At 72.3% G+C, this 11,455-nt stretch carries 11 protein-coding genes; 8 read left to right on the top strand and 3 right to left on the bottom strand.

The genetic code is table 11. The annotated features are described in order from the left end of the window. Positions 1–158: 158 nt before the first annotated feature. The 3 genes from ACFVS6_RS42485 to ilvD all read left to right on the top strand — a co-directional run bounded on the left by ACFVS6_RS42485 (position 159) and on the right by ilvD (position 3,560). The gene (locus ACFVS6_RS42485; protein ID WP_389711904.1) at positions 159–968 is read left to right on the top strand and encodes a sugar phosphate isomerase/epimerase family protein; all 810 of its coding nucleotides are present in this window, start codon (positions 159–161) and stop codon (positions 966–968) included. Next, positions 965–1,582, top strand: coding sequence for a TetR family transcriptional regulator (locus tag ACFVS6_RS42480; protein ID WP_389711903.1), 618 nt, complete (start codon positions 965–967; stop codon positions 1,580–1,582). The genes ACFVS6_RS42485 and ACFVS6_RS42480 overlap by 4 nt, the downstream gene beginning before the upstream one ends. A gap of 127 nt (positions 1,583–1,709) precedes the next feature. Beyond that, positions 1,710–3,560, top strand: coding sequence for a dihydroxy-acid dehydratase (gene ilvD, locus ACFVS6_RS42475; RefSeq protein ID WP_389711902.1), 1,851 nt, complete (start codon positions 1,710–1,712; stop codon positions 3,558–3,560). Positions 3,561–3,591: 31 nt separating this feature from the next. On the opposite strand, the gene ACFVS6_RS42470 is transcribed toward ilvD, so the two are convergent. Next, the gene (locus ACFVS6_RS42470; RefSeq protein WP_389711901.1) at positions 3,592–5,739 is read right to left on the bottom strand and encodes a serine/threonine-protein kinase; all 2,148 of its coding nucleotides are present in this window, start codon (positions 5,737–5,739) and stop codon (positions 3,592–3,594) included. A gap of 106 nt (positions 5,740–5,845) precedes the next feature. Here ACFVS6_RS42470 and ACFVS6_RS42465 point away from each other — a divergent pair, with 106 nt between their 5' ends. From ACFVS6_RS42465 to proC, 5 genes are all read left to right on the top strand, one after another. Then, a complete protein-coding gene (locus tag ACFVS6_RS42465; RefSeq protein WP_389711900.1) occupies positions 5,846–6,178 on the top strand; it encodes a peptidase in 333 nt (110 codons plus the stop codon). A gap of 280 nt (positions 6,179–6,458) precedes the next feature. Beyond that, positions 6,459–6,983 (top strand): hypothetical protein, encoded by a 525-nt coding sequence (locus tag ACFVS6_RS42460; protein WP_389711905.1) that lies wholly within the window; start codon positions 6,459–6,461, stop codon positions 6,981–6,983. A gap of 89 nt (positions 6,984–7,072) precedes the next feature. Next, positions 7,073–8,011 carry an ABC transporter ATP-binding protein gene (locus ACFVS6_RS42455; RefSeq protein WP_389711899.1) on the top strand — a complete coding sequence of 313 codons (939 nt, stop codon included), beginning with the start codon at positions 7,073–7,075 and terminating at the stop codon, positions 8,009–8,011. Next, positions 8,008–8,745, top strand: coding sequence for an ABC transporter permease (locus ACFVS6_RS42450; RefSeq protein WP_389711898.1), 738 nt, complete (start codon positions 8,008–8,010; stop codon positions 8,743–8,745). Before ACFVS6_RS42455 ends, ACFVS6_RS42450 begins: the two co-directional genes overlap by 4 nt. Positions 8,746–8,849: 104 nt before the next feature. Beyond that, on the top strand, positions 8,850–9,659 hold the full coding sequence (proC, locus tag ACFVS6_RS42445) for a pyrroline-5-carboxylate reductase (protein ID WP_389711897.1): 810 nt from the start codon (positions 8,850–8,852) through the stop codon (positions 9,657–9,659). A gap of 24 nt (positions 9,660–9,683) precedes the next feature. Here proC and trpS read toward each other — a convergent pair whose 3' ends face one another. Continuing rightward, entirely contained in the window at positions 9,684–10,682 is a 999-nt protein-coding gene (gene trpS, locus ACFVS6_RS42440) for a tryptophan--tRNA ligase (protein ID WP_389711896.1), read from the bottom strand. A gap of 554 nt (positions 10,683–11,236) precedes the next feature. Beyond that, positions 11,237–11,455 (bottom strand): hypothetical protein (locus ACFVS6_RS42435; RefSeq protein WP_389711895.1); only part of this gene is annotated, 219 nt, incomplete at its 5' end.

Here is an 11,455-nt window from a genome sequence, read left to right as displayed (position 1 = left end):
AGCCCCCGGACCACACCCGACCCCGACCAAGCGGCTACCGACCACCCCCACCCCCGACCAACCACAACCCCACCCCCACCGAACCTCCCCGCCCCCGACCCCCCCGACCACCACGCGCCCCCGCCCCCGACCCCACCCCCGCCCCGTAACCTGTCCCCGTGGCAGAACCAGTCCGGATCCCGAAAGTCGCGCTCTCCACGGCCTCCGTGTACCCGGAGTCCACGGCGACCGCCTTCGAGATCGCCGCGCGCCTCGGGTACGACGGCGTCGAGGTCATGGTCTGGACGGACCCCGTCAGTCAGGACGTCGACGCGTTGCGCCGGTTGTCCGACCACCACCAGGTGCCGATCCTGGCCGTCCACGCCCCCTGCCTGCTGATCACCCAGCGCGTGTGGTCGACGGATCCGTGGATCAAGCTCCAGCGGGCCCAGGCGGCGGCCGAGAGGCTCGGGGCGTCGACCGTCGTCGTGCACCCGCCGTTCCGGTGGCAGCGGCAGTACTCGCGGGACTTCGTCGCCGGGATCTGGCGGATGGCCGACGAGACGGACGTGCGGTTCGCCGTGGAGAACATGTACCCGTGGCGCTACCGGGACCGCGAGATGCTCGCCTACGCCCCGGAGTGGGACGTCACCAAGGACGACTACCGGCACTTCACCGTCGACCTGTCCCACACCGCGACCGCCCGTACGGACGCCAACGCCATGATCGACCGGATGGGCGACCGGCTCGCGCACATCCACCTCGCCGACGGCAACGGATCGGCGAAGGACGAACACCTGGTGCCCGGCCGTGGCAGCCAGCCCTGCGCGGAGCTGCTGGCCGGCCTGGCCCGTACGTCCTTCGACGGGCACATCGTCATCGAGGTCAACACGCGGCGGGCGATGTCCTCGGCCGAGCGCGAGGCGGACCTCGCCGAGGCGCTGGCCTTCACCCGGCTGCACCTCGCGGACCCGGCGCGGCGCCGATGACCGAGCCCGTGAAGCGGCGTCGCGGTCCCGGCCGGCCCCGGCAGGACGAGGTCGGTGAGGGTCCCGGCACCCAGGAGGTCATCCGGCTCGCGGCCCGGGAGGTGTTCGCGGAGCGCGGGTACGACAAGACGTCCGTACGCGGTGTCGCGAAGGTCGCCGGTGTGGACCCGGCGCTCGTGCACCACTACTTCGGCAGCAAGGACGACCTGTTCGCCGCCGCGATCGAGGTGAGCCTGGAGCCCGCCCTGGTCGTCCCGGCGGTGGTCGGCGAGGGCCCGGACGGCATCGGGGAGCGGCTCGCCCGCTACTTCCTCGGCGTCTGGGAGAACCCGGTGACCCGGGCCCCGATGCTCGCCGTGATGCGTTCCGCCCTCACCCACGAGGCGGCGGCGAAGGTCCTGCGCGGGCTGATCCTGCGCCGGGTCCTGGAGCGGGTCGCCGCCGATCTGGACGTGCCCGAGCCCACCTTCCGGGCGGAGCTGGCCGCCTCGCACATGGTCGGGATCGCGATCCTGCGCTACGTCGTCCAGGTCGAGCCGATGGCGTCGGCGGATCCGGAGGACATCGTGGCGCTGGTGGCGCCGACGCTGCAGCGGTACCTGACCGAAGAATGAGCCGCCCGTCCCGACATCCGGACAGCCCGTCCGTATCGCGGGCGACAGGCGTAGCCTCGTAACTGATTCATATCTACAGTCGCGGCCGCGTCCGTCGGGCCGGCCGCACTCATGGGGAGTGAACCCGATGCCCGAGCTGAGGTCCCGCACCGTCACCCACGGCCGCAACATGGCAGGCGCACGTGCGCTGATGCGCGCGTCGGGCGTAGCGAGCGAGGACATCGGCAAGCCGATCATCGCGGTCGCCAACTCCTTCACCGAGTTCGTCCCGGGGCACACCCACCTGGCGCCGGTCGGTCGGATCGTCTCCGACGCCATTCGTGAGGCCGGTGCGATCCCGCGCGAGTTCAACACGATCGCGGTCGACGACGGCATCGCCATGGGCCACGCGGGCATGCTGTACTCGCTGCCCTCGCGCGACCTGATCGCCGACTCGGTGGAGTACATGGTCGAGGCGCACTGCGCCGACGCGCTGATCTGCATCTCCAACTGCGACAAGATCACCCCCGGCATGCTGATGGCCGCGATGCGCCTCAACATCCCGGTCGTGTTCGTGTCGGGCGGCCCGATGGAGGCCGGTCAGGCCACGCTGGTCGACGGCACCGTCCGCAAGCTCGACCTGATCGACGCCATGGTCGACGCCTCCAACGAGAACGTCTCCGACGAGGACGTCCTGCGGATCGAGGAGAACGCCTGCCCGACGTGCGGTTCGTGTTCGGGCATGTTCACCGCCAACTCGATGAACTGCCTCGCCGAGGCCATCGGCCTGGCCCTCCCGGGCAACGGCTCGGTCCTCGCCACGCACACCGCCCGCCGCGCCCTGTACGAGGACGCCGGCCGTACGGTCGTGGAGATCACCAAGCGCTACTACGAGGGCGACGACGAGTCCGTCCTGCCGCGCAACATCGCCAGCCGTCAGGCCTTCGAGAACGCCATGGCCCTCGACATCGCGATGGGCGGTTCGACGAACACCATCCTGCACCTGCTGGCCGCGGCGCAGGAGGCGGGCCTGGAGTACGACCTGACCGACATCGACGAGGTGTCGCGCCGCGTCCCGTGCCTGTCGAAGGTCGCGCCGAACGTGGCGCCCGGCGGCACGTACTACATGGAGGACATCCACCGGGCCGGCGGCATCCCCGCCATCCTGGGCGAGCTGCACCGCGGCGGGCTGCTCAACAAGGACGTCACCTCCGTCCACTCGGACAACCTGGAGGACTGGCTGGCGGAGTGGGACGCCCGCTCCGGCACCGCCTCCGCCACGGCCATGGAGCTGTGGCACGCGGCCCCCGGCTGCAAGCGTTCCGCGACGGCGTTCTCGCAGTCCGAGCGCTGGGAGACCCTCGACCTCGACGCCGAGGGCGGCTGCATCCGCTCGGTGGAGCACGCGTACTCCAAGGACGGCGGTCTCGCGGTCCTGCGCGGCAACATCGCCGTCGACGGCTGCGTCGTGAAGACGGCCGGTGTCGACGAGTCGATCTGGACCTTCGAGGGGCCGGCCGTCGTCTGCGAGTCGCAGGACGAGGCCGTCGACAAGATCCTCCGCAAGGAGATCAAGGCGGGCGACGTCGTCGTCATCCGCTACGAGGGCCCGCGCGGCGGCCCCGGGATGCAGGAGATGCTCTACCCGACGTCCTTCCTCAAGGGCCGCGGCCTCGGCAAGGTCTGCGCGCTCGTGACGGACGGCCGTTTCTCCGGCGGCACCTCGGGCCTGTCCATCGGCCACGCCTCCCCGGAGGCGGCCTCGGGCGGCACCATCGCCGTCGTCGAGGACGGGGACCGGATCCGGATCGACATCCCGAACCGTTCGATCGAGCTCCTCGTCGACGACGCCACCCTCGCGGCCCGTCACGCGGCCCTGGGCGGCGTCTACGCCCCGAAGGACCGCGAGCGCAAGGTGTCCGCGGCCCTGCGCGCCTACGCGGCGATGGCCACCAGTGCCGACAAGGGCGCGGTCCGCGACGTCTCCCGCCTGGGCTGACCCCTTACCGCTCCGAGCCCCGCCGGGCGCGTCACCACCCGGCGGGGTCCTTCGCGTCCACGGCGAACACGCTCCCGTCGGGCGCGGAAGCGAAGACCCGGCCGTCGGCGACCACGGGGGCGGGGATCGCGGAACTGAACGTGTCCTGCCCGTTGCCCATGCGGGTCTTCGTCTGTCCCACGAGCCGCCCGGTGACGGCGTCCGCCGCCAGGAGCCGCCCGTCCGGTGTGGTCAGGTACAGCCGCCCGTCCGCGTACACGGGGCGTGAGGCGGAGGCCGTCCCCGTCTCCAGCCGCCAGCGCTCCCCGTCGGATCCGACCGCCACGATCCTGCCCCCGGTGCCGAGGGCGTAGACGGTCCCGTCGGGGCCGACGGTCGCCTCCGCGTCGGGCAGCGGAGCCGACAGCGGCGTCCGCTGCAAGAACCGGCCCGACAGGTCCACCCGTACGACCGCGAGGGCCGCGCTGGAGGCATCGATCTCCAGCATGTGCACGGCGCCTCCGGCCACGCCGGTCGGCCGCAGCAGTCCGGGCCGGCCGACGTGCCAACGTTCCTGTCCGCTCCCGGGGTCCACCGAGGCCAATCGGGTCGACTTGCCGGACGCGTCGCGCGTGGCCACGTACAACGCCGGCTGCCCCGAGGCGTCGGGCCCGGCCGACCATTCGGCACCCGGGCCGCCGATCCGCTTCGTCCACTGCGGGGTGCCCGACGCCGTGCCGAGGGCGGTGACTTCGCCGCCCGCCCCCACCAGCAGCAGCCGCTCCCCGGCGGGCACCAGCCGGGTGCCGTCGGGCATCGACCGGCTCCAGCGCTCCTTGCCGTCCGCCGGGTCCAGGGCGCGCAGCAGTCGACTGCCCGAGGCGAGGGAAACGACGACGCCGCCGCCGTACACGGGAGCGCTGTCCGTCGCCGTACGGTCGGCGGAAGCCGCAGAGGCGGCCGACCACATCACGGAACCGTCCGTCGGGTCGAGCCGCACCACGGCCGTGCCCCGGGCCGAGCAGTGGAGGGCCGGTGCGAACCAGGAACAGGCGGCGAACCGTTTGCCCGCCGCGCGTTCGCCCACCTCCACCGCCCACGGCGCGACCGCGGGGGGCTTCGCCGACACGGCCGTCACCTGCTGGTCCGCCTCCTCGGCGCGGTCTCCGAGGAACGCGTACCCGCCCGCGGCGGCGACGGCCAGCAGGAGCGCCACCCCGCCCGCCACGAGGGTCCTGCGCGCCGTCCACCGGGGGCGGGGCGCCGGCGGGGTGCCGGGCGGGACCTCGGGTGCGGCCTGCGCCGCGTCCCGTTGGTGCGTGGCGACCTCGTCGGGCACGGGCGGGCGCGGTTGCGGTATGAAGGCCTGCGTGTCCTCCGCCGTTCGACCGCCCAGGCTGCGGATCTCCGCGATCAGCTCGTCGCCCGTCGGCCGTTCCGCGGGATCCTTCGAGAGGCAGCGGGCCACGACCGGGACGAGGCGGGCGGGGAGTCCCGTCAGATCGGGCTCGCTGTGCACGACCTGGTACGCGACGAGGTAGTGGCTGTCGGAGTCGAACGGTCCCCGTCCCGTTGCCGCGTGCACGAGCACCGCGCCCAGCGCGAACACGTCGGCGGCCGTACCCACTTCCCGGGGCCGCTGGAACTGCTCCGGCGCCATGAACGGCGGCGTCCCGATCAGCTTGCCGGTCTCGGTGCGCAGGTCGCTGTCGGCCGGGCGGGAGATCCCGAAGTCGATGACCCGCACCCCGTCCGGGGCCATCAGGACGTTGCTCGGCTTCAGGTCCCGGTGCACGACCCCGGCCCGGTGGATGTCCCGCAGCGCCTCGGCCAGCCCGGCGGCGAGCCGGGTCAGCTCGACGGCGTCCAGCACCCGTTCCCGCACCCGTTCGGACAGCGTCGGGGCGTCGATGAACAGGGTTGCCATCCAAGGCCGTTCGGCATCCGGATCGGCATCCACGACGGGCGCGGTGAACGCCCCGCTCACCCGCCGGGCGGCCTCGACCTCCTGCCGGAACCGCGCCCGGAACTCCGGATCCACCGCGTGCTGGGCGTGCACGACCTTGACGGCGAGTTTCAGCCCGGAGCTGGAAGCGGCCAGGTGGACGACGCCCATGCCGCCGGAGCCGAGTACGGATTCGAGCCGGTACTGCCCGGCGTACTCCGGAAACCCCGCGTAGTCCGCACGCCGCGACTGCACTGCTCACCACCCCCGCCGGAGCCTAGTCGATGGCCCGTGGGAACATCCAAGGGCTCGCCACCCTGCGCGCGTTGCGCAGGGGCACATCCGAGGGGGGATGTTTCACATGTCCGTCGAGAACGTTTCCGGCCGGCCGGAGACCCAGGAGAACGAGGGGACGGAAAGCCTGGTGGCTGCCGCCGCCTCCGGTTTCCCGTCCTTCCCGGTGGCTCCCGGCCACCAGGTCAACGTCCGCACGGGTCCCGGTACCCAGTACTCGATCGCCCGGGTGCTGCCACTGGGAGCCACCGTCACGATCCGCTGCCAGTGCCCCGGCACGACGGTCAGCGGCCCGTACGGCACCACCGACCTGTGGGACTGCATCGGCAACGGCCAGTTCGTCTCCGATGCCTACGTCAAGACCGGCAGCGACGGCTACGTGGCCGGCCGCTGCGGCTGAGCGCCGGCCGGGAACTCCTCCCGGACCCGGACCGGACCGGCGCCCGTCACCCGTTCCGCCACGCGAGACGCCCCCGGCCGACCCGATCCGCCGGGGGATAATCGCTGCTGTGAGCGACGACCAGCAGCGAGACCAGAGCCAGAGCCGGAGCCAGGGGCAGGAGCGGGGGCGGGCCCGGGGTCGCGGGCGGTCCCAGGACCGGGCCCAGGAGCCCGGCCGGGGCAACGGCCCGATCGGCGGCAACGGCAAGGGCGGGGCCAACCCGCCCGCCGGACCCGCGGTGCCCGCGGCGCCCGCGGCGCCCGCGGCGCCCACCGCGTCCGCCGAGCCCGCGCCCGGCCCCCGGCCCGAGCCGATCCGGTTCTTCGGCACCACCTGGGTGGACCACGACAACGGCTACGCCCTGCGCCGCGCCGCGGTCGCCCTCGGCGCGCTCGTCGCCGCCGTCGCCGGCGCCTACCTGCTGCGCCTCGCCTACGAGGGCCTGGAGATCGGCAACGTCGGCCCGTTCCTCAGCATCTCCGTCGTCATCCTCTTCGCGATCGCCAGTTCCATCGCCTTCGCCAAGACCTGGGAGTCCTTCGGTCGTCGTGCCGCCCCGTCCTCCGACGAGGCCGCCCTCAAGGGTCTGAAGGCGATCGGTTTCATCGGCTCCCTCATCGCGTACTTCCTGCGCTGCCTCGTCGAGGCCCCCGGGGAGAAGCTGCACCGCGCCGAGTACGAGCGCGCCGTCATCGAGTTCGACCGCCGCCGCAGCAGCCGCACGGGCAACCCCGCCGCCCGTCGCCCCAAGCGCAAGAAGTAGCGGCTCCTCCCGCCGTCCGAACACCGCGCACCAAGTCCGCACCGCCGGCCGATTGACGCCCTGGCACCGCCAGGAGCATTATTCATCACATGATGAATAAAGCGCCGGAGGGAACGGCGCCCCACACCCCTGCCCTGCACACCCCCGCCATCCACGCCCACGGCCTCACCGTCCGCCGCGGCACGGGCCGCAACCCCCGCACCGTCCTCGACGCCATCGCCTTCGACGTCCCCCGAGGCCGCATCACCGGTCTCCTCGGCCCCTCCGGCTGCGGCAAGTCCACCCTCATGCGCGCCGTCGTCGGCACCCAGGCCCACGTCACCGGCACCCTCGACGTCCTCGGCCGCCCCGCCGGCCACCCCGAGAACCGCGCCCGGATCGGCTACGTCACCCAGGCACCCTCCGTCTACGACGACCTCACCGTCCGACAGAACCTCGACTACTTCGCCGCCGTCCTCGACCCCGGCCGCGCCGCGGCCGGCCGCCGCGCCGAAGCCGTCACCCGCGCCATCGCCGACGTCGACCTCACGCCCCGCGCCGACGCCCTCGCCGGCAACCTCTCCGGAGGCCAGCGCAGCCGCGTCTCCCTCGCCGTCGCCCTCCTCGGCACCCCCGAACTCCTCGTCCTCGACGAACCCACCGTCGGCCTCGACCCCGTCCTGCGCCGTGACCTGTGGAACCTCTTCCACGACCTCACCGCCCGCCGCGGCACCACGATCCTCGTCTCCTCCCACGTCATGGACGAGGCGGAGCGCTGCCACGACCTGCTCCTCATGCGCGACGGCCGGATCCTCGCCCAGGACACCCCCGACGCCCTGCGCACCCGCACCGGCTCCGCCACCGTCGAAGAGGGCTTCCTCCGCCTCGTGGACGACGCCGCCGGCGCGCCCACCACCCCCGCGCCCACCACCCCCGCGCCCACCACCCCCGCGCCCACCACCCCCGCGCCCACCACCCCCGCGCCCACCACCCCCGCGCCCACCACCCCCGCGCCCACCGCGCCCTCCGCCGAAGGAACCCGCCGATGAACGGCGCCCGCACCCTCGCGACCGCCGCCCGCGTCCTGCGCCAGCTCCGCCACGACCCGCGCTCCATCGCGCTGATGCTCCTGGTCCCCGTGGTGATGCTGACCCTGCTGCGCTACGTCTTCGACGGCAGCCCGCAGACCTTCGACACGACCGGCGCGAGCCTCCTCGGGATCTTCCCCCTCATCACCATGTTCCTGATCACCTCGATCGCCACCCTGCGCGAACGCACCTCGGGCACCCTGGAACGCCTCCTCGCCATGCCGCTGGGCAAGGGCGACCTCATCGCCGGCTACGCCCTCGCCTTCGGCGCCGTCGCCGTCGTCCAGTCCCTCCTCGCCACCGGACTCGCCCTCTGGGCCCTCGGCCTCGACGTCATCGGCTCGCCCTGGCTGCTCCTCCTCGTCGCCCTCCTCGACGCCCTCCTCGGCACCGCCCTCGGCCTCTTCGTCTCCGCCTTCGCCGCGTCCGAGTTCCAGGCCGTCCAGTTCATGCCGGCCGTGGTCTTCCCCCAGCTGCTCCTGTGCGGACTCTTCGCGCCCCGCGACACCATGCAGCCCGTCCTCGAAGGCCTCTCGAACGTCCTGCCCATGTCCTACGCCGTCGACGGCATGACCCAGGTCCTCACCCACACCGACATGACCACCGACTTCGTCCGCGACGCCCTCGTCGTCGCCGGCTGCGCCCTGCTCGTCCTCGTCCTCGGCGCGGCCACCCTCCGCCGCCGCACGCCGTAGCCGCACCCCACCGCCCACGGACCGGACGCCCGCCCGCCGCTCCCCACCCGGGTGCAAGGATGAACCCGTACGTCCTTACGTTCGTTCGGCGAGGTGAATCCGGCATGACCCAGACAGTCGCAGTCCTCGGTACCGGCAAGATCGGCGAGGCCCTGCTCAGCGGGATGATCCGCGGCGGCCGGCCGGCGGGCAAGCTGCTCGTCACCGCCCGCCGCTCCGAGCGCGCCGAGGAGCTCAGCACCCGCTACGGCGTCGAGGCCGTCAGCAACGCCGAAGCCGCCAAGCGCGCCGACACGCTCATCCTCACCGTCAAGCCGCAGGACATGGGCAAGCTCCTCGAAGAGCTCGCACCCCACATCCCCGCCGACCGCCTGGTCATCAGCGGCGCCGCGGGCATCCCCACCTCCTTCTTCGAGGAACGGCTCGCCCCCGGCACCCCCGTCGTCCGCGTCATGACGAACACCCCGGCCCTCGTCGACGAGGCCATGTCCGTCATCTCGGCCGGCAGCCACGCCACCGCCGCCCACCTCCAGCACACCGAGGAGATCTTCGGTGGCGTCGGCAAGACCCTGCGGGTCCCCGAATCCCAGCAGGACGCGGCCACCGCGCTCTCCGGCTCCGGACCCGCCTACTTCTACTACCTGGTCGAAGCGATGACGGACGCCGGCATCCTCCTGGGCCTGCCCCGCGCCCAGGCCCACGACCTCATCGTCCAGGCCGCCATCGGCGCCGCCGTCATGCTCCGCGACAGCGGCGAGCACCCGGTCAAGCTCCGCGAGGCCGTCACCTCCCCGGCCGGTACGACCATCAACGCGATCGTCGAGCTGGAGAAGCACGGCGTACGGGCGGCCCTGATCGCAGCCCTGGAGGCGGCCCGCGACCGCAGCCGCGAACTCGCCTCCGGCAACAGCTGACCGTACGGGGGAGGGCGTACGGGATCAGGGGGCCAACAGCCCGATGGCCTCGTACGCCCGGTCCACCACCGGCCGCGCCAGCGCCCTCGCCCTGCCCGCCCCCTCCCGCAGGACGCGCTCCACCTCTCCGGGATCGGCGGAGATCTCCGCGTGCCGCTCCCGCAGGGGCCGCAGCAGCTCCACCACGGCGTCGGCGACGTCCCGCTTCAAGGGCCCGTACTGCGCGTACCCCCGCGCGAGCACCGCCGGCTCGCCGCCGGTGCAGGCCGCGAGGACGTCGAGGAGGTTCGCGACTCCCGGGCGCGCGGTCCGGTCGTAGACCACGCCGTCCGCACCGCTGTCGGTCACGGCGCGCATCACCTTCTTGCGGATCACCGCCGGCTCGTCGAGCAGGTAGACGATCCCCGCACCGCTCTCGTGGGACTTCCCCATCTTCGAGGTCGGGTCCTGGAGGTCCATGACCCGCGCCGCCACCTGGGGATGCGGGGCCCTGGGCACGGTGAAGGTGTGCCCGTACCGCTGGTTGAACCGCACGGCGAGGTCCCGGGTCAGCTCCACGTGCTGCCGCTGGTCCTCACCGACCGGCACCTCGGCGGTGTCGTACGCCAGGATGTCGGCGGCCATCAGCACGGGATAGGTGAGCAACGACAGCCGTACTCCCTCCCCGGCGTCCTGCGCCTTCACGGCCTTCTCCCGGTACTGGATCATCCGGCGCAGCTCGCCGTCCGAGGCGGTGCACTCCAGGAGGTAGGCGAGCCGCGTGTGCTCGTCCACGTGGCTCTGCACGAACAGCGTGCATTTGTCGGGGCCCAGCCCGGCGGCGAGCAACAGCGTCGCGGCCTGCCTGCTGAGCCGGCGCACCCGCGCCGGATCGTGCTCGACGGTGAGGGCGTGCAGATCGACGACGCAGAACAGCGCGTCGTCGGGCTTCTGCTCGGCGGCGACCCACTGCCGCACGGCCCCCAGGTAGTTCCCCAGGGTCAGGTGCCCGGTCGGCTTGACCCCGCTGAAGATCCTCGTCATGTCCCGCTCCCTCTGTGTGTGGTGTCGTGGCCGCCGCGTCGGGCGACCGAGCCACTCCCGGGAGGGGAGAAACAGGAACGGCCGCCGTGGCGGCGGCCGTGAACGCATGTGTGCTCGCGTGGAAGGTCGGCCGCCGTCAGGCGGCCCACCAGCGAAGGTCGAGCGTGATCACATGCGTAGTCATACGAGCCACCGTAGCCCGGGGGCGCCGCCGGGCGGAGCGTTTTCCGTCCACGACCCCGCAGTCCGCCGCCCCTTCGGTCCCGTGGTTCACGCGGGGTCAGCCGAGGGTTGACACACCCGTGCCCGATCCGTAAGGTTCTTCGAGTTGTCCGAAGTGAGCGCCGACCCCGGTCGGTCCCCGGACAGCCATCCCGCACCACACATTCGAACGAACGACTCAAGTTGTCGTCTCGTTTTCATGCGTATTTGCGAATGAGGAATCCGCGTCCCAGGACGCAGCCGCCGATTGGCTTCGGGGGCAGGGAATCCGCTACTGTCTCACTCGTCGGAAGGGCCCAACAGCCCGGAGGACAAACCCCGCTGACTGGGAGTCAGGCCCGAAAGGATCTGATAGAGTCGGAATCGCCGGAAAGAGAAAGCGCAAAAGCGCAGGACCTGGAAAGCACCGAGGAAATCGGGCCCGAGAGAGTCTGATAGAGTCGGAAACGCAAGAACACAGAACGAAAGCCCGGAGGAAAGCCCGAGAGGGTGAGTACAAAGGAAGCGTCCGTTCCTTGAGAACTCAACAGCGTGCCAAAAATCAACGCCAA

It is taken from the genome of Streptomyces sp. NPDC057939 (assembly GCF_042887545.1).
GTDB lineage: Bacteria > Actinomycetota > Actinomycetes > Streptomycetales > Streptomycetaceae > Streptomyces.
The sequence above is the reverse complement of the archived record's forward strand: the minus strand, read 5'-3'. Positions and strand labels throughout refer to the sequence as shown.